The 21,673-nt window shown below is 44.4% G+C and carries 25 protein-coding genes and 1 pseudogene; 5 read left to right on the plus strand and 21 right to left on the minus strand.

The features are described from left to right. Positions 1 to 122: 122 nt before the first annotated feature. From Xhom_RS23460 to Xhom_RS23475, 4 genes are all read right to left on the minus strand, one after another. Entirely contained in the window at positions 123 to 350 is a 228-nt protein-coding gene (locus Xhom_RS23460) for a hypothetical protein (protein WP_099139970.1), read from the minus strand. Between the two features lie 92 nt (positions 351 to 442). Next, positions 443 to 1,229, minus strand: a protein-coding gene (locus Xhom_RS23465) for an IS5 family transposase (protein WP_099139971.1) whose coding sequence is annotated in 2 segments (ribosomal slippage) — positions 443 to 968 and positions 967 to 1,229 — 789 coding nt in all. Because the reading frame shifts where the segments join, the coding sequence is not laid out codon by codon here. 57 nt (positions 1,230 to 1,286) lie between these two features. Next, positions 1,287 to 1,994, minus strand: a complete 708-nt coding sequence (locus tag Xhom_RS23470) for a hypothetical protein (RefSeq protein ID WP_099139972.1) — start codon at positions 1,992 to 1,994, stop codon at positions 1,287 to 1,289. After that, positions 1,960 to 2,292, minus strand: coding sequence for a helix-turn-helix domain-containing protein (locus Xhom_RS23475; RefSeq protein WP_099139973.1), 333 nt, complete (start codon positions 2,290 to 2,292; stop codon positions 1,960 to 1,962). Before Xhom_RS23475 ends, Xhom_RS23470 begins: the two co-directional genes overlap by 35 nt. Before the next feature lie 590 nt (positions 2,293 to 2,882). Here Xhom_RS23475 and Xhom_RS23480 point away from each other — a divergent pair. From Xhom_RS23480 to Xhom_RS23490, 3 genes are read left to right on the plus strand one after another with little or no spacing between them, the layout of a single operon-like run. Then, positions 2,883 to 3,818 (plus strand): hypothetical protein, encoded by a 936-nt coding sequence (locus Xhom_RS23480; protein WP_099139974.1) that lies wholly within the window; start codon positions 2,883 to 2,885, stop codon positions 3,816 to 3,818. A gap of 56 nt (positions 3,819 to 3,874) precedes the next feature. Continuing rightward, entirely contained in the window at positions 3,875 to 4,126 is a 252-nt protein-coding gene (locus Xhom_RS23485; protein ID WP_099139975.1) for a type II toxin-antitoxin system Phd/YefM family antitoxin, read from the plus strand. Beyond that, on the plus strand, positions 4,123 to 4,410 hold the full coding sequence (locus Xhom_RS23490) for a type II toxin-antitoxin system RelE family toxin (protein WP_099139976.1): 288 nt from the start codon (positions 4,123 to 4,125) through the stop codon (positions 4,408 to 4,410). Before Xhom_RS23485 ends, Xhom_RS23490 begins: the two co-directional genes overlap by 4 nt. 160 nt (positions 4,411 to 4,570) lie before the next feature. On the opposite strand, the pseudogene Xhom_RS23495 reads toward Xhom_RS23490, so the two are convergent. Next, positions 4,571 to 5,145 (minus strand): annotated as a pseudogene (locus Xhom_RS23495) (IS6 family transposase). Between the two features lie 209 nt (positions 5,146 to 5,354). On the opposite strand from Xhom_RS23495, the gene Xhom_RS23500 reads away from it, so the two are divergent. After that, positions 5,355 to 5,543 (plus strand): type II toxin-antitoxin system HicA family toxin, encoded by a 189-nt coding sequence (locus Xhom_RS23500; RefSeq protein WP_099139977.1) that lies wholly within the window; start codon positions 5,355 to 5,357, stop codon positions 5,541 to 5,543. Positions 5,544 to 5,604: 61 nt separating this feature from the next. Beyond that, a complete protein-coding gene (locus Xhom_RS23505) occupies positions 5,605 to 6,012 on the plus strand; it encodes a type II toxin-antitoxin system HicB family antitoxin (protein ID WP_099139978.1) in 408 nt (135 codons plus the stop codon). Between the two features lie 358 nt (positions 6,013 to 6,370). Here the strand turns inward: Xhom_RS23505 and Xhom_RS23510 are convergent, their stop codons facing one another. The 16 genes from Xhom_RS23510 to Xhom_RS23585 form a co-directional block, all read right to left on the minus strand. Then, positions 6,371 to 7,246 (minus strand): RepB family plasmid replication initiator protein, encoded by an 876-nt coding sequence (locus tag Xhom_RS23510; RefSeq protein WP_211287908.1) that lies wholly within the window; start codon positions 7,244 to 7,246, stop codon positions 6,371 to 6,373. A 402-nt stretch (positions 7,247 to 7,648) separates the two neighbouring features. Next, positions 7,649 to 8,152: a TIGR02594 family protein gene (locus Xhom_RS23515; protein ID WP_099139979.1), complete on the minus strand. Its 504-nt coding sequence runs from the start codon at positions 8,150 to 8,152 to the stop codon at positions 7,649 to 7,651. 354 nt (positions 8,153 to 8,506) lie between these two features. Beyond that, positions 8,507 to 9,124 (minus strand): hypothetical protein, encoded by a 618-nt coding sequence (locus Xhom_RS23520; protein ID WP_099139980.1) that lies wholly within the window; start codon positions 9,122 to 9,124, stop codon positions 8,507 to 8,509. Positions 9,125 to 9,139: 15 nt separating this feature from the next. Further along, positions 9,140 to 10,480 carry an RHS repeat-associated core domain-containing protein gene (locus tag Xhom_RS38215; protein WP_244590811.1) on the minus strand — a complete coding sequence of 447 codons (1,341 nt, stop codon included), beginning with the start codon at positions 10,478 to 10,480 and terminating at the stop codon, positions 9,140 to 9,142. 47 nt (positions 10,481 to 10,527) lie between these two features. Continuing rightward, a complete protein-coding gene (locus tag Xhom_RS23530) occupies positions 10,528 to 10,911 on the minus strand; it encodes a ddrA (RefSeq protein WP_099139981.1) in 384 nt (127 codons plus the stop codon). 1 nt (position 10,912) lies between these two features. Beyond that, the gene (darA, locus tag Xhom_RS23535) at positions 10,913 to 12,049 is read right to left on the minus strand and encodes an antirestriction phage head protein DarA (protein ID WP_099139982.1); all 1,137 of its coding nucleotides are present in this window, start codon (positions 12,047 to 12,049) and stop codon (positions 10,913 to 10,915) included. Then, the gene (locus Xhom_RS23540) at positions 12,046 to 12,678 is read right to left on the minus strand and encodes a defense against restriction DarA-related protein (RefSeq protein ID WP_099139983.1); all 633 of its coding nucleotides are present in this window, start codon (positions 12,676 to 12,678) and stop codon (positions 12,046 to 12,048) included. The genes darA and Xhom_RS23540 overlap by 4 nt, the downstream gene beginning before the upstream one ends. Next, on the minus strand, positions 12,678 to 13,109 hold the full coding sequence (locus Xhom_RS23545; protein ID WP_099139984.1) for a lysis protein: 432 nt from the start codon (positions 13,107 to 13,109) through the stop codon (positions 12,678 to 12,680). Before Xhom_RS23545 ends, Xhom_RS23540 begins: the two co-directional genes overlap by 1 nt. Beyond that, positions 13,106 to 13,411 carry a holin gene (locus Xhom_RS23550; RefSeq protein ID WP_099139985.1) on the minus strand — a complete coding sequence of 102 codons (306 nt, stop codon included), beginning with the start codon at positions 13,409 to 13,411 and terminating at the stop codon, positions 13,106 to 13,108. The genes Xhom_RS23545 and Xhom_RS23550 overlap by 4 nt, the downstream gene beginning before the upstream one ends. A gap of 688 nt (positions 13,412 to 14,099) precedes the next feature. Further along, complete coding sequence (locus Xhom_RS23555) at positions 14,100 to 14,621, minus strand: hypothetical protein (RefSeq protein ID WP_099139986.1); 522 nt, start codon at positions 14,619 to 14,621, stop codon at positions 14,100 to 14,102. A gap of 69 nt (positions 14,622 to 14,690) precedes the next feature. Next, entirely contained in the window at positions 14,691 to 15,206 is a 516-nt protein-coding gene (locus tag Xhom_RS23560) for a tail fiber assembly protein (protein WP_099139987.1), read from the minus strand. Between the two features lie 3 nt (positions 15,207 to 15,209). Then, entirely contained in the window at positions 15,210 to 17,327 is a 2,118-nt protein-coding gene (locus tag Xhom_RS23565; protein ID WP_145957500.1) for a hypothetical protein, read from the minus strand. Positions 17,328 to 17,353: 26 nt separating this feature from the next. Next, a complete protein-coding gene (locus tag Xhom_RS38220; RefSeq protein ID WP_244590812.1) occupies positions 17,354 to 17,803 on the minus strand; it encodes a phage tail protein in 450 nt (149 codons plus the stop codon). A gap of 72 nt (positions 17,804 to 17,875) precedes the next feature. Beyond that, positions 17,876 to 19,897, minus strand: coding sequence for a hypothetical protein (locus Xhom_RS23575; RefSeq protein ID WP_099139989.1), 2,022 nt, complete (start codon positions 19,895 to 19,897; stop codon positions 17,876 to 17,878). A gap of 8 nt (positions 19,898 to 19,905) precedes the next feature. After that, positions 19,906 to 21,318 carry a baseplate J/gp47 family protein gene (locus tag Xhom_RS23580; protein WP_099139990.1) on the minus strand — a complete coding sequence of 471 codons (1,413 nt, stop codon included), beginning with the start codon at positions 21,316 to 21,318 and terminating at the stop codon, positions 19,906 to 19,908. After that, entirely contained in the window at positions 21,315 to 21,671 is a 357-nt protein-coding gene (locus Xhom_RS23585) for a hypothetical protein (protein WP_099139991.1), read from the minus strand. The genes Xhom_RS23580 and Xhom_RS23585 overlap by 4 nt, the downstream gene beginning before the upstream one ends. Between the last annotated feature and the right edge of the window lie 2 nt (positions 21,672 to 21,673).

Below are 21,673 nucleotides of genomic sequence, written 5' to 3' on the forward strand. Positions count from 1 at the left end.
CTGGCAAAACTTGATATTATCGATTTTAGTAATAAACTGTTGGGTGTATTTCTATCCGTTTTGAAAAACCAAGTCCAAAAACCAACCTTACCAATTGGTTTTGGGCTTTCTTTTAATCCAAATCAGATAAGTGACTGGCGTTCAGTTGTCAACTTTAGAGCATCATGCCAGAGAGGGACATGACCAGCGTATGTGGCAATATAATATGGTGCAATAATACGTCGAGCTTCATCCCATGACTGAGCATTTATGGTTACACGCTCTGGGGAGAATTCATCAACAGTACGCGATTGCGCATAACAGAAATTTATAGAATTTTGGGCGCTGGGATGCGCAAGATTATCAACCATGATGGCAGTGTCTCTATGATAGTAAAATAATCACCACCATCGAGGTTCCAATCCCGACAGTAGGATTTACTACTGCCCCTCTAAGAGCCTGTTCAGAGTATTCTCAATAAAATCACCAAAAAAGCTACATTGACTATTTGTAGGCTGGTATTCAATTTTCGTTCACCGTTTTTCCAAAGCCGTCGGGATTTTTCCAGCCAACCGAATGAACGCTCAACCACCCAACGCTTAGGGATCACTTCAAACGTATGCAACTCAGAACGTTTGCCAATTTCTACCGTGGCTCCACACAGCAATTTTACCGCCAGAGCAAACGCATCTCCGCTATATCCACCATCGACCACAAGACACTGTACTTTCGCCAGCTCAGTATGATGAACAGCCAACGCATCCAATGCCCCTTCTCGGTCAGTGACATTGGCTGTTGTCACAGCAATCTCATGGGGGAGCCCTTGGCTATCAACTACAAGGTGGCGTTTTATCCCAGATATCTTTTTCCCGGCATCATAACCTTTGCATTTGGCGGTATCGGTGTTCTTCACACTTTGCGCATCGACAATTAAAAATGTGCTCAAGGGATGAAGGCGGGCTTTTTGTCTTGCCTTTTGAACCTGATTGTTTTAAAGCCGGTGTCAACAGGCTGCCGGATTCACGGGGTTCACTCCAAATCTGATAGTAATAATGGACGGTGCGCCACAGGAAGAAATCGGACGGCAGCATACGCCATTGACATCCACTTTTCAGCAAATAAAGGAGGGTGCAAAAAACCTCGTGAAGGTCGATTTGACGGGGCGCAGTTCGTTTACGAGATTGCTTAAACAAGGGGCGTACCTGTTCAAATTGCTCGCGGGTAATATCACTTGGGTATCCTTTTCTCATGTGCAAATGATCAAGGATAAATGCATTTTAGTAAAGACTCTGAACAGGCTCTAAGAACTAACGTTTCTGTTCAAAATATGCTGGTGCGTTCAAGCATCTATTTCCCCACGCTATCGCAGATATTGAGCTTATCCCTAACTTAATGCTCTTTCCACTCATATTCCACTTAGCCATCTTATCACGTAGTCTTATTGGATAGTCAGTGTAAAGACACACTATATTTGCCCATGGATCGCAAACAATCACATCAGGACGGGAATTGTCAGAAGACATCTCTTCTAGGCATGTAATGTTATTTGGAGCCTGATGTAAGTTAAAAACACAAAATATATGATTTATTCCTCCAGGTTCACTACAGCCGAAAGTCCAAACAGTACTGACCTGATCCATAGCAAGAGCAAGATTCACAGCATGTTCAGTATATTCCCCGCAATTACCAGCACGTTCGTAGGGAAGCATATTCATTTTATCAGCAAAGGTAAAACCTGCCGTTCGCTGTATCCAAATGGATTTATTAGCTTCTCGAGCTTGCTCATTGCGGTACGTTTTTTGGACATTACTAGCAGTGCCATAGTCCGACAAATAAACCTTGTTGTCCGATTTGTGTCCCCAAAAAAAATGTCCCCTTATAATACCGTTTATAGCATTAGCTTGAGCTATTGTGATCATAAGCTTTCCTTCTTGGTTGTTTAAGGGAATAATCTGGTTTGTTTTTTTCTTTAATATCGCGTCACTTTGCTTTTTTACTAGGTGCTGATTGTGCAAAAGAAGCTCCTACAGCTTGCATGTTTAAACGTGATTCCTCACTCATAGCGCGATAATGTTCAATCAATTTTTGTTCTTCATGTGATATTTCTGATTGTGGTGTTCTATTTCCTGTCAGTATGTAAAGGACATCACACCCAGCTACTGCAATCTTTTCTAAATATTCAGCATCAGGAGTTCTAGTTCCTTTTTCATAGTTTACCTGTGTTGTAGGTTGAACTCCTCCAACACTTGCAAATTGCACTTGAGTTAGCCTCAATTTTTTTCTTTCTTCTTTTATTCTGTTTCCAAAACTCATTAATTGAATAAACTCATATTGACAACCCCATCAATTGATTAGATTTTAGTTACACATTAAAACTTAGTGGATCACAATATAACATTATGTCACACGATAAACATGTTCGATTGTCACGATTGCCGAGGGGCGTAGCCTCTGGAAAACAAGTTGTAATACAGTTGTCCTAAGAGCCTGTTCAATAAAATCACCAAAAAAGCTAAAGACTCTGAACAGGCTCTAAAACACTTATTTTCAAGGGAACGTGTCAAAAAAGTTATTAATTTTTATTGATATCAATAAACCTCAATTAAAAATTGTCTAAATAAAAAAATTAAATAAAAACAATTAAAAACAATAAGTTGATACGAAAATAAAATAAATATCTAAATAATAATTTTCTTATCATATTGATCTGACAATCTAAACGCGTGTAGGATCATTCCCGCAATGCAGGCTTGATTATCACAACACTGTATTAAAATCCAGTTTAAAATGTATAGGCAAAAAAAAGCGCCAGCTCATTAGACTGACGCTCTTCTTTTCACCCATAGGGTGACGTTTTCTTGTTTGCAGCAAGAAAACAATGAATATTTTATTGGAAACAAAATATGCAAATTACAAGGGACATTATAAACCCACGCAATCCATACATCAAGAGAAACGGGCAAATTTCAGGCTATGGCCTGAGTTTTATTATCAGTTACTTACCGATTGACATTCTTTCCCGTCCAGCCAAGCAAATCTTATCCGTTGTCTCAGGAGTGGCCTCATCTACATCCGAATACAAGATCTACAAAACAAAACGTAATCTCAGCATGGAGTGCGGGACTTCCATTGCGACAGTACGTCGTAACTTGAATAAGGCAGTATCCGCAAGGATATTGACTAAAACCTATGTATTTGATCCCGATGCCGGTCAACAAGCCACAGAATACAAATTTACAGATTCATTTCTGAGTGTTGCACTGGATTGCATACAAGCGATAAAAGGGTTTGTGCGTAAGGATATTCGCAAAATTATCAGCTGTATTACTGAGGTATTTCAGAACAAATTTAAATCGCAGGTACAACCCTCCCCCCCCGATCAAAATGTACCGAGCTCCCCCGATCAAAATGAGCGACAAAGAGAAGTAAAAGTCTTAGACCAAGAAGAAAAGATAAAGAGTATTCCGGTTAAACCGGAACCATCTTCTGTCAATGTAAAAACAAGCACAACAGCCCTTGCAGAACGGGCAAAAACTAAAGCGCTTGATCATGCAGAAAGTGAGAACATCAAACAGGCTGAGCGTAGTGCATTGAGGGAAAAACTCAATAACCTAGTTAAACGCCAGACGTTCTTATCATCGCGTTCTCAGTCACGATCCACCAGCAAGAATACTGGGGTAAGTGCTTATTACCGTAATCGTGTTGATCAAGAAGCGGAACAAGCAAGGCAGGAAACAGAATCGCGCCTTACCACTGCCAAAGAAAGAGGGTTTGATCCATTGAGTACCGTGCGTAATATTATGAATACTTATTTTATTCATCACAAAGAGACTTGTTAACAGGTCTTAAATGACCTACAATAAGACTTGTTAACAGGTCTTATTGTGGAGGTTTTATGGCAAACATCATTTTGAGTGATACCAGTGCAAGTATTAGTGAGTTAAAGAAAAATCCAATGGCTACAGTGAATGCTGGTGCAGGACATCCTGTAGCTATTCTGAATAGAAACCAACCCGCATTTTATTGCATCCCAGCTGAACTTTACGAAAAGATGCTTGATAAACTCGATGATCAAGAACTTGTGAAATTAGTTAAAGAACGCGAAAAACAGCCATTAATCGATATTGATTTGGACAATTATCTGTGAGTTATAAGATAAAATTCAGGGAAGATGCGTTCAAAGAGTGGAATAAACTGGATAAAACCATTCAGCAACAGTTTACTAAGAAACTGAAAAAATGCTGCGAAAATCCACGTATTCCATCCGCTAAGCTACGCGGTATACCAGACTGTTATAAGATCAAACTCCGAACGTCTGGCTTCCGCTTGGTTTATCAAGTCATAGACGGACAATTGATAATTGCCGTAGTTGCAGTAGGGAAACGTGAACGTAGTGATGTTTATAACTTGGCAAGTGAACGTTTACGATAGATTTAACTTTTAAGACAAAAAACAAAATCGCGCTTTGCAGCCACCAAAGAAAAGGGTTTTATCGCATTAACAGAGATCTCTCGATCGAAAGTATCTTGATTTATTTTTATGCAGTTAGCTGATAGAAATAGGCCGCCGGTAAAATTGGATATTCTGGTTCTTACGGGTATTGTCCTCTGCGCAACATACAGACCAGTTCAATCCCAGTATAGGACGTGTCCGCCGTTTGACGTTGCGGTGATCCTGTTCAATCAGATTATTAAGATACTTATTTTGCTGGATATTGATCTGCTTATCCTTCGGTTTTCCCTGATTTAACTCGTCTAGCGCGGCTTTTTTGGCGCCACTCTTATCCAGGGTCACCACCTAAGGTTGTCCGTGCTGACGCATCGCCTTTTTGAAGAAACGCAACGCGGCCGGCTTATCCCGATAGGTCGTCAACAGAAAGTCGACAGTATTCCCATCCGAGTCGACCGCACGGTAAAGGTAACGCCATTGCCCTTTGATTTTGATATCGGTTTCATCCATTCGCTACCGACGCCCAACAGCGGGTTTGCTACGCCGGTAGCCTTTAACAATCAGAGGGATCAGACGATGAGCCCAGCAAGAGAACGTGGAATGATCAACGGCAATCCCCCGCTCCGTCAGGGTGTAGGCCAGATACCAACGAACACACTGAGCGATGATATCAACAGGGTAATGCAGACGTTTGAACGCTTTTCGGACAAGGGACATCGTCAGATCACTCAATAAAAAAACGATATGTTACCCGACCACAGATTAATGCGACAGAACCAATAAAATGGGTTCAATCCATTGGGTACGGTACGTAATATCTTGAACATTCATTTTGGACATTAAAAATAGGTATAACACCCACAAAAGTATTGAACACGTCATTTATTGTAGGTATTACACCTGTAATTTCACGAAATGGAGAACTGATGAGTAGTACAGAGCTAATCAAACACCAGATGAATGATGGATGGGTAAAGGCAAGGCAAAACGGCAGTCATGTCACGCTGACTAAATCGGGGGGCGAAAAGATAATTACCGTTCCACACCCCAGAAAGAACGCATCCAAAGGCATTATCCGACAGGCACAAGTAATTTCAGGATTGAAATTGTTGTAACAAAAGGAGCGGTTAAACCACTCCTCTCTGTGCTACTCATCATAAATAACGAGGTAATATTATGATTTATCCGCTCTTTATCTTTAAAAAAGAAGATGGATTTGACGGTTATTTTCCCGATGTTGACGGCTGTTTTTTCGCTGGAAATACTTTAGAAGAAAGCATCCGTGATGCGGAAAACGCTTTCGGACAATACATGGAGGTTTTGACTGAGCAAGGCGGTCATGTCCCTGCCCCTAAAAGTCCATCAGATTACATCAATGATCCGCGCTTATCTGAAAATGGCGGAGTGATTGCACTTATTGAGTTAGATCCTACTAAATATGAATCAAAGGCAGTCAAGTTCAACTTGACCATGCCAGGCAATTTGTTAACTGCCATAGACCGTTATATTGAGAAAAATGGTCGTTATAAGAATCGCTCTGCTTTTCTGGCAGAACTGGCAAGAAAAGAAATCACTCATCCTTAATCGCATACCAGGGCGGAATGCGCCCTGATTATTCCTACATATCCACTTACCCCGCGATATATGATACTAGAGGAAGTGTAGCATTACTTACTCACAACCCAATTAGGATACACTTTCACTATTTTGCCTAGTAAAATTAGCAAAAGGTGTATTCTAATTGGGTTGTAGCATTCGAGATTGTGTCAGATGGTGTATCCTAATTGGGTTTCATCATAAGACACTGGTCACATAGTGCACTCTAATTGAATAGAGAAAGCCATATGAGCTTAAAAAGCAATCGAAAAACAATACAGTAACCCAATTAGGATACACCTCAAGATACCATCAAGCAATTCTACCCTTTTTGAATACACCATCATCATTGCTCTGTTTTTACGGCGATCAGCTTTTTGTTTCTTGTATCTACGATATAATAGGTTTCACCATCTTTTCTAACAAAATTACCTGACAAAAAACCAATTGATTCAAGTTTTTGAATTCCGGTCTTAATTTTTCGGTTAGCTTCTTTTACAGAGGTATTTAATTGCAAGCGCTCTCTGAGCCTCTCAAAAGATATAGGAATTGGTCGCTCAGGTAGAGCAACAAAATACAGATAAAGACATTGAGCCACTTCAGCTCTGGGTAACTTATCCAACACCTTAAGGCTAACCAGAACCTGATAATCTAGACGATAAAGATCCCACAGATTTTCATCCGCCATTAAAGCCACTATGTCCTCAAATTCGTCATATTCAGCTCTTAAAAGCAGCCCTGTATGAACCCCTTTAGTAGCACCTTTGCGAAGAAATGAGAGGCTTTGAGACTGTATGCGACCTAATGACTCACCAATCTGTCTCCTAAGATTTTTATCAAATCTGCGGCTTGGATATGCGCAGAACTTAGCAAATTCACTAAACTTTAGAGTAATTTTATTCGATTTAGCTCCATAAGTGCTGAATGCTAAAACAATTCCACACCATACTTTAAAGTCAGTTTCTACGTTTAACTTATCACCACGAACACTTACGCGATCATAGCCTTCTTTCTGACAAAGCTCCAAGCTCCTAAGATCTTCAGAAAGATCCATTTCTACATATTTTGTCGAGCTTCTTCTTCCAATAGGAGTAAAAACTCCCGTTCTTAGCAATACATTTGGTTGCACACTTGTTGTTGTATTACATGACAAAATTGGCATTTCAGCATTCAAAAACTCAGTTGACGGTAAGAATTGATTATCTTCGTTATTGTTATTCACAATTTAGTCCACATTTTGTTATTTAAAACCCAATTAGAATACACCATAGCACCCAATTAGAATACACCAAAAACCCAATTAGAATACACCAAAAACCCAATTAGAATACACCTAAACCCAATTAGAATACACCCAACTTGTTTGAAAGCCCGATAAAAAAAGGGCTACAGTTACACGGGATCTCTTTAAGGTACTTTAGGTACTCAAGGATCTTATCATTGGATCTATCGTGTGGATTAGTGGATAACTGAAATCAGTTACCCACTAACTCCACACTACTTTCACAATTAATAAATTTTTATTGTTAACTAAAAACCATATCTTGTGAGTGTAGTTAAAATATGATTTCGAGGATTTGATATTCGCTTGGACAACAACTCATTGTGAAATGAATATTATTATTTACACCTCACTCTCTGACCGACAAGCGACCATCAAAGAAAGTAAACCACGGCTTATCGGTTCCCCGATAGGCCAACGATAACCTGACACTCTGGATCGTGGAAAGGATCGGATACTTACTTCATCGGACTGATTGCCGCCTAAAACCATCAAATCTCCATTCTCAGCCACACCAACAACAAAACCTACGTGTCCCCCTCCTGTACGGGTGAAAACCGCCACACAACCATAATAAGGCTCTTTTAACTGCATTCCCCACTCAAGATACGATTTTGCGGATTCAAATCGGCTTGATCGGATACCGACATGCTCGAACATAGCACCTACATAGGCTGCACACCACGGCGTTTCATCATCACGAATGCCTCCTCGCTTGATATCTTTCCACCATTGCAAAATATAGGGATGATGCTGATCACCTGTAATTTCATGCATTCCAATGTATTTGTATCCCTCTTCGATCCATTTTGGGTTATCTTCTTTTCTTGCACTTTCCACAACCATATCTTCCACCCTAAGTAACAATGCGATAAAATACTGAACATCAGTTACCTATTCGGTGGCTACTCTCATGTGTAGTAAAAAAGGGCTTTAATCGCCCTTTTTATTTTAAAATCTAAAAATATGTCCAGAAATTCTCAGCCTGTTCTTCTTCCCCTGCTATCTCCACTAGGTGTTCTTCCCATGCAGAAGATACCCGCAGCTCAGTGAAATTAAGCTGCGAATGCGCGAACTGATAGGCGACTACAAAAGCGGCTAAGGGCAGGGAGTGAGCCGCTCTTAAAAAAGATAAAACCGGAAGATCATGGGGATCTTTCCGGCTTTCTTAATTTGAATCAAATTTCAGTTATTATTAATTTAAAAACAACCGAATGGAAACAAACCAGATAAAACCTTACTATAATATTTTATTAAATCTTGATTTTTAAGTTTAAGGCTAGCTTTTTGAAAATAAAGATTTAGCCAATAGACACGAATATAAGATAAATATTCATGTCTATTCTTTTCTGAAAAATCAATAATTGAATCTAAAGTGTTTATTATTTCATCATTATTTTGATCTTTATTTAAAGTCTCTTTTGTAAATTCCTTGAGAGCCATATAAGTATCTTTAAATTTTTGGACATCCAAAATATCCACCGTTTCATCAAAGTTAACAAATAAAGCAGATTCAATATCACGAATGAGAATATCATCAATTAAATCAGGCTTTTCATACCTGATACTTATAATATAATCAATCAACTTTTTACTCTGAAGAGATTCAATCACAGCAACAATCACTGGCTCATGACACAAAATCTCAAGGTGCTTATCTTCAATAGAACTATAGATATTTATAAGAAAATCCTCATCAATATCCATTAGTTCAATGATTGGCCAAAAAGCACTCTCACTAAGATTAAACCACATACTAAAAGAGAGTATTTCATCACACTTTCTTTTAATCTCATGAATGTTGTTCTCTATAATCATATAATCCATCACATATTAAGGTTGAATTGCATTATCTGGGAAAATAGAACCACCACCTTTAGAATCGCGGACAACCCTAATAAAGACCCCATTGTACGTTCCTGAAACCATAACTCCACCTGAACCCAAATCTTGTTTCGGATTATTTGGAGAATCCCAAACTGTTTTCCCCGCATGTTTGATATCTGCATCACTCCAATGCTCTGGGAACCATGATTGACCTGTTCCTGTGCGCTTTCCTTTAGAAGGATGGCTAGGTATATTTCCTACCCGTACACCGTTAGGATAAGTATGCTCTATATTGTAAGCAATACCTCTAGCGTCTAACTCATTAATAGCTGATTGACCATGCCCGCCACTCTTTAGCCTTCCGTTAGGAAAATCTTTTCTATCCTTAGATTTCATAGAACTCGCTTCTGTCCAATCACCTTTACTCGCATGACGAACAACATCAGCATTTATGAATGCCGATGGACACGTTTCCAGCCCGTAAGGATCAACAAAATTTGCAGGATTATGCACATAGCTATACGGGTTAAACCCGCCCAGCAGCCCGATGGGGTCTGGCGAGATATACTGCCCAGTCTCCGGTAAATAATACTGAAAGCGGTTGTAGTATAACCCGCTTTCTTCATCCAGCCATTGGCCGGCGAATTTTCCCAGCGTACCGCTGTGATGTTCTGTGATGCTACGGATGTTTCGGATTAATTCATCAATCGATTTGGCCTGACTGAAAACGCCGGTATTGGGGGCTGGCGCACTCTCAAATAACCCTGTCACCCTGTTGTCGATCGTATTCTGAGTATCCGGCCAGTTACTGTCTCTGGCGAATTGAGCACGATCCACCTCATCAAGGCGCACACGAATAAGCACGGGACGGGCCATGTCTGCAATCAGGGCGCTGTTTAACCCGTATTCAGGGGCGTTTTGGATCAGATAGTCTTTGTAAGCGTCTGCGCTTCCGTTGGCGTAAGCCTTCACGATCCCCATACTGCGGCCATTCCCTGATTCAACGATATGGTCACGACCAGTGATGGGGGCCCCCTCGCCGGATAACGCCGAATCAGCCAGCTGCGCGGGCTGCAAACTTTTTGCAATGGCGTTCACCTGTAATTGACTGGATAAACGAGTGCGATCCCGTGGTTGTAGTGCCTGTGGGTACGCTGCGTTGATCCGGCCATCCGGATGGTTCGAGATAATCAGGTCTGAGGTTTCCACGATATTAAAGGCGGTTTTGACCTTCTCCCCGTTGACGGTGCTCACGTAGGATACGCGGCCATATCCTGAGTTGCTGACGGCAGGTGTGACCGGTGCGCTAGGTTGCTGAACCGTGGCCGTCGTTTGTGTAATAGACATTCCTTCCTCAAATGGTCTGGTGTGGGTGGCTCTCTCTCATGTTGTGTTCAGGCGGCTAACTGCTTGCCGGTGTTTTCCCACCAGCTATTGGCGCCGTCGCATACTTGAGGCATGGTGATGAAGGTCGTCACGTAAGGTTCAAGATGTTCAAGGGTAGTAATAAACGCCTCGGTATTTTGCTTCACGAACTTTCCGGCCAGATAGTCCGTCACAATCTGGGGGATCTCTGGGGTGGTCTGTTCCGGATCGGGGGACGTATCATCTGCTGGCGTCGTAAGCACGGGTGATACGCCATAGCCTAACTTCTCCATGATGGCAGTGATCTCATCCTGGATATCCAGCTGGGTTAACGGGTCAGCCGTCACCAGCTGGCCTAACAAATCCGATAACTGATCCTGAAGGTCTAGAATCTCAAGCGGGGATAAATTCATGTTACTGCCCCCCTGCCATTGCTGATTTGGCTATGGCCGCGAGAAGTCCTGACAGATGGTTCACCGCCTCAGTGACCAGTCCTGAATTTTCTTCGTAAACCGTGGCTGCATTGAGTGCGGCAATGGCGGCGCGGGTTTGCGTCCGGATTTCTGCCAGCTCTTGAATATTGTGACTTTCAAGGCGCAATATGGATTTCAGGAACGTGATCGCCTCTGACGCGGCTTTGTCTGCTTCATTGGTTTCATCCTCAGTATTGCCGGTATCTGCTGGTATCTGTTTCTGTTCCGCTTGGCTTTTCAATTGTGCCAGCTGACGGCGTAATTTTTCGTTTATCTCAATCTGTCTGTTTAAACGAGTTTGCAGTTTAGACAGTTCATCTTTCTGTTCATCTGCCCTCTGCTGTAATTGATCACCCGTTTCAATTAATGCCACTTTTTGCTGTTCCAGTGCATCAGAACGTGCTAATTCTGCATCAATATCCGCTTTTATCTTGGCAGCATTGGCGATCTGTCGCTGAAACTTACCGGAGTTGCGTTCGATCAGGTTTGACAGGGACTGGCACACTTGGGGCAGTGAAATATCACGTCCGTTCATCGGCGCGACGACGTGAGAAACCTCCCGTTTGTTCAGCAAAAAACGAAACGCGGTGAGCACATCCTCATTCTGGAGGCGTCCGTTGCCGCTGGTGGGGCTGTGGAAAATGACAGAAACGCTTTGGCCGTCGGACAGGGGGATTTTCGCCGCCATCACCGGAATCATCCCGACGCGACGGACACGGCCAATTTCAGCCCCGCCAATCGAGGGCATTCCGCCCTCGGTATCGCCGTTATCGTTTGTACCGGCGACAATACCGGTGCCTGACAAGCCCTGATTCAGTTTGCGGATAAACGCGCGCATGGTTTGGGATAAACGCATTCGGGTGGTCGTAATGCTCTCAAACATGGCGGTATCACTGGATACGCATTCCTGACCTAAGTAACTGTACTCGATTTCATCCAGTGACACGTTTTCCAGCATTAAGTCCGCCCCGGTGCCTTGGAAAAGCGCATTAAACTGGTCTTCTGTCGGTGTACTGAGCATAAAATCAATTTTATCGATAACACGAATGGCATTTTTGACCGAATAGTCAGCGATCATAGTGCTTCCTCCAAGTGGGCGATTTCTTCTTTGAGTTGTCGGGTCGTGGCTTGTTCTGAATTCAGCGCAGTACGGGTGTTTTCTAATGCGGACTCCGCTTTTGACAGGGTGTCTTGGCGCTGGGACAGTGCGTTATTTAACGTGGCAATGTCAGCTTCAACGCTGCTGGCCTTGTCTTTTGCCTCCTGCCAGCGTTGGGCATTGGATTTCACCGCCGGTGTTCGGCTTTTCCTGGCGTCGTCCCGGTTCGCATTTGCCAGCTTTTTGGCTAATGAACTGGCGAAGGCCGGTGCTGCGGCTTTGAAAGCGGTCGCTATCTGACGAGCCAGATCGATGATATTTCTGGGGGAGGTGAACGGAATCACTTTCCCGTTTAATTTCACTGCGGAAATGTCGCCGGTATTGTTGACCTGAATCGCCATTGCCTGGCCGTCTTCGGTGTGAAGGGAAAACGTTTTCGTCGGAATGCCGTCTTTCTTTCTGGCGGTTTCTGCGCCCGCCAGTTTCACGATTTGACAATCCGCGCTGGCAAGGGTGGTCGTCAGCTTTTTTAGCCCTTTTTCATTCAGCTGGTCGTAGTCAAGGACGGTATATTTTTTCCCATTCTGGGACATCAAACTTAAGGCCATTACTGCTCTCCTAATGGGATTGAACAAGATTTTTGTCGCTGGCTTTGGACAGGGAAAAGACGATACAAAGGATTCCAGCGGCAGTTACCATGAGTGACACGAACGTGGAGTTCCCAGGTGCCAGACGTGAGGTATTTTTTATCAATCAACAGGTATTCTTCGTTCACGCCTTTCCTGGAAATGTCTAAGGTACGGGCTTTGCCATTTATCACGGTGGTCGGGTTATTCGTGTCGCGCAGCCAATATTCGATTAACGCGCCTTTTAACAGGTTCACTTTGTTCTTAAACATCACGGGGAACGCAATGGCCCGTCCCCGATCAATGGCATCGCCAATATTGAGGATAATGATTTGTTTGCGCTGGAAAACGATCCGGTCAATCACGGCCACAGCCAGTGAAGCTGTTGTAATGACAGACGGTGATAACATCATTTTTTACTCCCGAACGAGTGATCAAATAGTTGAACTAATTTATTTTTAATGCCAGTCAGCAACTCTTGTCCGTTGTTGCTGGCCCCGATGACGGCAATGAACATCAGTGGTTCATCCCATTGTTGATGCTGCGCGAGAAAATACGCGACGAGTCCAGCACTGACTGACATAATCAGCTCAGTCAGCAAATCCATAACATCACCCGAAATGCGTTTTTCACGAATTCCTTGCAGATATACGCCAATGCCACTGAACACAGAAAAGGCAATCGCAAGTGCTAACACCTCTGTTTCTGGTTGCACTTAGCACTCTCCCCTATTGGAAATATTGTTTCGGCAGAATAACAAAACTTTTCTTTGGGATTTAAATTGAAAATTGCTAGTTTTTTAGCGGGTTGCGGGGATTGAAAAATAATTATATTTAAATTTAAGGTGCGGTGTTTTTTATTAAAAAATAAGTCGCTGGATTTATTAGGCTATTTTCTTTACTCATCATTTTAATGATCTGATGATAAAATATCATTTACAGGTTTTTTGTTGATTAAATAAATTATTAATTTATATTTCCTGGTTTTAATTGATAATATTTAATTGATTTTCTTAAAAAGAAAAGATAATCTTGGGTGGTTTATTTCTGTTAACTTTTGCTTGGTTTGCTGTTAGCTGAAAAAATGTAGCGGTCACGTTAAAATATCCTTGTTAGCGTTAAGTGAGTCCTTTTTTTAAAAGGGCAATAGCACGAAAGCCAATCTCATCATTGGCTTTTTTGTTTTTATCTACTCCCCCTCTTTTCCTGTTATTCAATTCACACATTTATCATACAAAACAGGTCAAATTATGTTCGTGCTGTCGTTTATTTTGATAAGATGGCAAGTTGATTATTTGTTATCCATAATGACCCGTGTCATCAGCAAAAAATAATCGGTCTTTTCTTGTCTATTTTGAAATAGGCGAGTGAATTAACGACGAAAATTAAGACGAATCTGTTTCTTTATAACCTTGTTAATCTCCAATGACGAGGAAAATTCTCGTCTGAGGACTGAAAGAGCATATTAATAATAACCTCACCATTTCTTCTACCATTATAAGCTAAATAGTTATGATCCCCTCTGCTGACATTTCCGCTGCTTGTATTCCAACTAAGGCCAAAATGAGCTTCTTTATACTCAGTTTTTCTAAAGAGATAGCTAGTTCGATTTGAACCAAAACTGTAATTTCGAAAGGCGGATAATCTCATTCCGCTCACCGTATTGCTGGCGGCATTCTTAGCTTCATTGACACGGCCATCGACCTCGCCCCGACTGTAGGTTTCCCCTTTACTGTAGGTTTCGCCCTTGCTGTAGGCGCCGACATCCCCCGCGCTCAGCCAGACATCCCCCCCCAGCATCTGGCCGTTGACTCTGCGCCCGTAAGGGACGGCATTTTGGGCCTGCTGGCGGGTTTCCGCTAAACCAACCTTTGCTACAATACAATACTTGATAAACGGTAACTGGGTTAATGTAGCAGATAACATCTAAATTAAGTTATAAAACAAACTTACTTAGTTTAAAAGCTAAAGATGGGGCCTTCAGCCCCACTGGTATTACTCTGGTTGTTCCGGCCATTGGATATCAGGCGCTGTTGATGTGTCCACAGCCTCAACAGTGTCCACATAGTCCAGCCAGTGATTTAATTTCTGACGCTCAGTTTCAGAGATTCTCCCCATTAGTAATTTGGTGTGTAACATCTGCATCTGTTTCTGGGCATCAGAAATCAATATCAGTTTGATTCGATTTGCTTCTAACTGCGCCTCTTGCGCTAATATTTTGGCATCTTTTTTAATTAATTTTCCATTTACAACATGGCATTGAGTTATATCTAATTCTTCATCAAATTCTGTTTCCAGCACACTGGCGTTGTAAGGACATAGCCGGGATACATCTTTTGATGTCCTGATTATGCTTCCGTCCGCATAGTATTCCACTTTCAGCGTGTCTTCTCGATATTTTTTCTGGCATTCATACCAGTCCTGACCGTCATCCGAAATCAGATAAATCACATTTTCACCGAATTTAAGATTATCCGGTTTATATTCCTTGAAGTTTTTTATATTAATCATCCATTATTTCTCAATATATTCTTGTATACCATACGTATGAGGGATTACGCGTAGCCTGTAATTATCATTTATATTTACCCAAATACCATTTTTAAAATATTGTATTGTGGTAAAATGCTTAGTATCCCAATCCTTACCAATACCTTCTCCGGCAAAGTCAATATCAATTAGAAATTCCCCTCCTTGTCGTGTTGTCGTGTTTCCTTTGTTCCAACCACCACTACGATAGGAAACTCTGGGTTTTGAGAATCTCATATCTCCTACAACATTATGAACTAAATTTTTAGCCTCATTGATTCGGCTTTCCACCTCGCCCTTGCTGTAGGCGCCGACATCCCCCGCGCTCAGCCAGACATCCCCCCCCAGCATCTGGCCGTTGACTCTGCGCCCGTAAGGGACGGCATTTTGGGCCTGCTGGCGGGTTTCCGCTAAACCAAGGTTATAAAGAAAAGCCTCTTTGTCGGGAATGTCTGCACCATTCTTTGATTTTTCGAGACGACTGTTGGCGTTATGGTTGGCATTGTTCGCTGCTGTTTGTGCATTGTTGGCGACGTTTCTGACATCATTGACTCGGCCATCGATTTCGCTGCGGCTGTACGTCTCGCCTTTACTGTAGGCGCCGACTTCACCGGCAGTCAGCGCAATATCGCCGGCCAGTGGTTTGCCGTTCACTTTGCGGTCAGCAGGGACACGGCCATTGGCGTTGTTGCTGGCATTGTTGGCGACGTTTCTGACGTCATTGACTCGGCCATCGATTTCGCCGCGGCTGTACGTCTCGCCTTTACTGTAGGCGCCGACCTCACCGGCAGTCAGCGCAATATCGCCAGACAACGGCTTACCGTTCACTTTGCGGTCAGCGGGGACACGACCATTGGCGTTGTTGTTGGCATTGTTGGCGACGTTTCTGACGTCATTGACTCGGCCATCGATTTCGCCTCGGCTGTACGTCTCGCCTTTACTGTAGGCGCCGACCTCACCGGCAGTCAGCGCAATATCGCCAGACAACGGCTTACCGTTCACTTTGCGGTCAGCGGGAACACGACCATTGGCGTTGTTGTTGGCATTGTTGGCGGCAGTCTGGGCCGCGTTTGCCTGTGCCCTGGTATCATTGATGTGCTGGTCAGTTTCGGCTCGGCTGTACGCGCCGACCTCGGCGGCAGTAGGTTTCGTTGTGGATGAATAGACGGCATTCCAACCGATCCATTCCGTACCATTATCCCACGATTGCCGTACCGCGACCTGGCCGTTATGGGCGGTGTAACGTTGGGCAATTACGCCATTGCTATTATGCACTTCCAAAATACCGTAACCGTAAAACCCTGCGGGGGCATCGGCTACAGCGGCAATATTTTTAATCTCGACCTTATAAAAACCGCTCGATAAACAATGTTGAAATTTTCCCGTCTCATCAAGAGATGCGATTTCCTGTTTTGACATTTTTCCCGATAACGCATGGTTCATCGTTTCGGCAAAGTTTTTGTTACCGTCAAGCGACGTTGCCAGCTGACCGATAGTGTTTAAACCCTGCGGGGCGTTATCAAGTAAGGTTTTCCTGAGACGATTGACGGCCTTGGGATTGGCAGCAATCCCTTCTTCATCACTGTCGATCTTTTCACTTAAGGTGATCCCCACGGTTTGAGCCAGGCGATGTGAGGTGTCAATCATCGCCTCTGTAATCGCTTTAGCGTCCATAGGAACGTTAACACGGCACAATTCTAACTGATTGCCTGATATGCCCTGAGAAACGTCCACAACGACGATATGGGCCGCTTTAATCGTGGAGGCTGAATCCACCTGGTTAGTGACTTTGCCAAATTCAAAATTGGCTTCAAGCGCAATGATGCTGGTTTTGCTGGCCGGAACCGGCACCATGACCTCTTTCACCTGTTGAATGGAAATCTGGTTTTTTCCGACGTTGATAGAGGCTGCGCCCTGCCCGTCTTGCTCTGAGGATGAGGTGATCAGCACTGACAGGCCGGTGCCTGCTTTCGGCTGAAAACCGGTATAAATGCCCGCTCTTAAGATCCCCTTCAATTTCCGGTTTAAGGCGCTTGAAGTGTAGGGTTCCAAATATTGAATATCGGCTAACAGCGGTAGGGCATCCCTGTTACTGGATAGCACGGCTGCTTCGTTGATCACCTGAGACATTAGGCCACCTTTTGCTCAATAGTCATGAGTGCGGTAAATAATTTGCCCTTATGCAGCGTGTCTTGTTGACAACACAACACGCCGAAAATATTGCCTTTATTATCCACCAGCGCCAGTGTGTTAAAGTCAAACGCCGTATCTTCAGGCAGATCGGATTCCGGGAGCGTGGCATTGATTGAAATGGTGCTGCCGTTGACGGTACAAATCAGTGAGCATTCCGCGAATTTCTTTAACAGATCGGTATTGGCGAAATCCAGCGGAATATCGGCAATGTCCCAGCCGCCGGTCGGGTTGGCGGTGACAAGGGATGACATGCCAAACCAGCCTTTGGTAATCAGAAACTGGCCGTTAACCCCGATGGCGGATTCCGCACGGCGACTGTAGTAATAGTTCAGTAATTGACCTTTGTAGAGTTTTCCGTTTGATACGGACGCGAGAGCATCTGCCATAAAACAACCTCATTCTGTGTATTTTATGGCAGTGTATTCGAACTACAATTTCTCTATGAACTCCTGTGTAGGCTAGATAAAGACGATCTTCAGGATGTCGTGAAATGAATGCAGACCGTCATGCGGCAGATGTACTTCCGTTGCCCCCAACGGGAATTCATAGCGATTCATTTTTCCGTCTGAATAACTCACCAGACAGCCCCGCTGTCCGGTGGTTTCAAGCATGATCCGCCCGGCTTCTTCCCGGAGACGGGGATCACCCCTCAAGACCGGTGATGCAAGCACATTCACATCCAGCGCCCACATATCCAGTGGCACTTCATCCATGTTCAGATACGTGGTGTGGGGTTTGAATTCGACGGGAGCCATATGGGATGAGAGTTCTGCGCCGACCTGCATGTTATTCACTGTATCGCGTTTTTCCGACAGGGCACTGACACGGACTTTTTCCGTGGTCGATTCAAAACGCAGGCGGTGGCGGCGCTCATGCAGTTGAGCGGTATAGAACAGGCGGATTTCCGCCCTACTCAGGCGGGTCAACGCTTTAAACTCGACGGGCGCTATGGGGGATGAAAACCCTGAGCTGAAACGGATGCGTTCGACGGCTTCCCGTTTTTCCGGTAGGGCACTGACTCGGACGTGTTCCGTTGTCCGTTCAAGGTGAACCGACGCCCGTTTATCCTGTAGCTGGGCGGTGTAGAAAATGCGGATTTCCGTCATATTCAGGCGGGTAACGGCGTTAAATTTGACGGGCGCAAGATGCGCGGCCAGCCCCGTGCTCAAACGGATGCGTTCAACGGCTGTCTGTTTTTCCAATATTGCGCTGATACGTACCTGCTCAGCCAGCTGATCCAGTCGTGTGGCATCACTGTTATCTTCCAGCTGAATATGAGCGTCGAGCCGGATGTCAGCGCGTTGCCTGTTCAGCGTGTCGGTTTTTTCCGGTATAGCGCGGATACTGACCTGCTCGGTTGTCTGTTTCAGCTGAAGGGTGTCGGGGTGTTCCGCCAGTGGCACGTCATACAGAATGAATTCCGGTATCACACAATAGGTAATTTTTTCTATCAGGGGAATTTTTTCAACCGGAATAGGTAAAAAGGCTTTTTTCGCCCATGAAGGGAATGAATAGCGTTTGATGTCCTCCCCTTTCAGTGACACTAAACACCCGTAATGGCCTTCCGTCGAGATCCAGATTTGATTCTCGACAAGCGTCAATCGCGGATCATTTTGTGTGCCCAAAGGCACCGGAATAATGGGCGGGGTATGGTGTAAGTCCAGCGCCCACGCATCAAGGGGCATGTCGTCAAAACGATAAGTGTGCTGTTTCAGTGGCCGGATAATGGCCCGGATGACCTGATTGGGCAGTGTTAACTGACGGGTTGCCCCTGACAAGGTATTTTCGACATCCTGAAGTTTAAATTGAGCATCGATGAAGAGACGGGTTTGTTTCAGTATCAGTAATTCGGCTTCTTCCGTGATGGTGAAGTAGAAAAAGAAGTGAAAGCCGTTATACACGATTTCCAACGGGATCAGCGGGGCAATGACCTGATCAAACTGTTTTGTTAGCCTGCTGAACAGCTTGGCCTGTTCTTTGTAGCCGTATTTTTCATACAGCGTGTTCAGCGATAACTGGATGACGCCGCGTGAGGTCAGAAAAAACTCGCCGTAGCGTGATTTAGCCGTTTCCACCAGCTCATGAGGCAAGAAGACGGTGCCGTAGGGAAAATGCGCCTGATCCACGGGTGCCCATAACGGCGACCATTTGGCGGGCAGGTTGTTAAATTCCCGCCAGAAGGTGGCGGAAATCGGCCGTTCCGTCCCTTTAAAATGGATCTCATCCAGACGCTGAGAAAGTAACACGGGTTTACTTTTCTCGCGTTCTGTCCGGATAATAAAAAATTTCCCCAGTTCCGCGATGCGCTTATCCAGATCTTCAGGGTGCATGGTAAAGATCGATTTCCGATGGGAAATGCGTTCCAACAAGGGTTCCACCGTTTCTTCCAAAACGGCTTGCAAGCTGTCCGTAAACTCACACCACAGGGTTGATTTCTGTTTTTCGGGGGTCAGCCTGTGTTTCAACCAATCTTTAATCATGTCCGGCCTTAATAAGATATTTCGAACACTGAACGCTCAGTATCGAGATAGATAAAATCATTCAGCTGTTTTGCTTCTGTCATGCCGATCACCTCAATCTTGAATTCCGCCAGTATCCCCAGCGATTCAACGCAGGCCCACAGGTTATTGACGCGGATCTGTTCAAAATCACCGGTGCTGTTCGAGTCAAAACTCGTTGCATCACGCCCGAACTGGTGATTGAGCCGATCACGGATTTGGGTTTTTGCCTCGGAGATAATGACGTTTTTGACCGCAATTCCCGTCAGTTTGATGGTGAAGGGCAATTCGTGCGAATCGACATAAACAAATTTTTTATTCAGCGCATTCGGAATCGATTCTACGGCACCTAAAATTTCTTTTTTCAGGGCTGCTTGTGGGGATTGGGGTTTGTGACCACAAATGAAAATCGCATTAATGTTATTCAGATCTTTAATGCCGGTGGATTTCTCCTGCTGCTGTTCGCCCCAGACGTTAATCCATGACGTCCCGACAATTTTGGACTTCAGATAAAACTTATAGTCACCGCCCCACACCACTTGATCGTCATAGGCGATATAGTATTGCGCCCGGTTTCGGATTTCTTCCGTTGTCTCGCTACCGGCTCCCCCTGTGATGGGCGTGGTGGTGATAATCTCCAGACTGTTGGTGTAAGGGGAAAACGTATTAGACGGGATCAGTTTTTGCCCTTCTACCAGCGTGATATCGCCCGCGCTGCACCAGACGTGAATAGTAATAATGCTGCCTTCCGGCGGTTTTTTGCCGATAGAGCCATCCCCGAAACGGATACCTAACTGTTCAGTCGGTTTGTAAAACAGGACGTAGTTTTGGCTGATTTCGGTGGCAAGACGAAATTGCGGGTTTTCCTCCCAGCGTTCTTCTACACCCTCCACCGTGATGTAAACATCGACCTTGACGCATTCGGCGGTCAGATCCTTGGGCAGCGTCACGGACAGAAAGTCCTCTTCCAGCTGCACTATCTTGGTGACTTTGACAATCTCCATCTGCCTGATATTGACGTCTTTCACCGTTTCCCCGGCCGGAATATCCAGCACGTCCATAATCATATAGGGATACTGCTGATCGGAGAGGTAAGTTGAGAATGCCGGTAACTGAATGCGCTGGTTTGTCTTATTATGTACGGCGGCTAACCCGTGGCTGGGGATAATCAATCGACCGACATAGCCTTTGTCTTCTGCGGCGGCCAGAATGGATGAGCGTTTAGTGGCGGTGGAAATAAACCCTTCCGCTAAAGCACGTTCAGCGAACGTTTGCGCGTAGTAAATGACCTGAGTCCCAAAAATCGCCATCATTTTGACAAATTGGCTGTTAGTAAAACGCGCCCACCAGCTATTCTTCTGCAATGTTTCATTAAATTTGTCGAGTAAATCCTGCGTCCTCATGAATCCCCCTTTTGAAGTCCGATGGTGACTGTACCTGTTTGTATTTGGAAGGTGATGACATACATATCGATGGCATCGTTGGCGGGTGTACAACGTATCCCTGACAGACTGATCTCAGGGATGTCGGTCCGTAATTTCGAGATCAACCGGTTCTCAATGAAAACGGCCACCAGCTGGTTGGTGGGTTCATGTTTGAATTCCACTAAGGGATTACCCCACTCCGGTAAGCCGTAAATACTGCCAAGGGGGGTACGAAGCCATTCCTCCAATCGTGCGGGCAAGGCTTCGCTTTCCCCTGACTTGAGGGTTAAGCCCCCGGCATTGATACGGAGTAAGCAGTCGATTTCATTCATCT

This window comes from Xenorhabdus hominickii, assembly GCF_002632725.1.
Taxonomy (GTDB): Bacteria; Pseudomonadota; Gammaproteobacteria; order Enterobacterales; family Enterobacteriaceae; genus Xenorhabdus; species Xenorhabdus hominickii.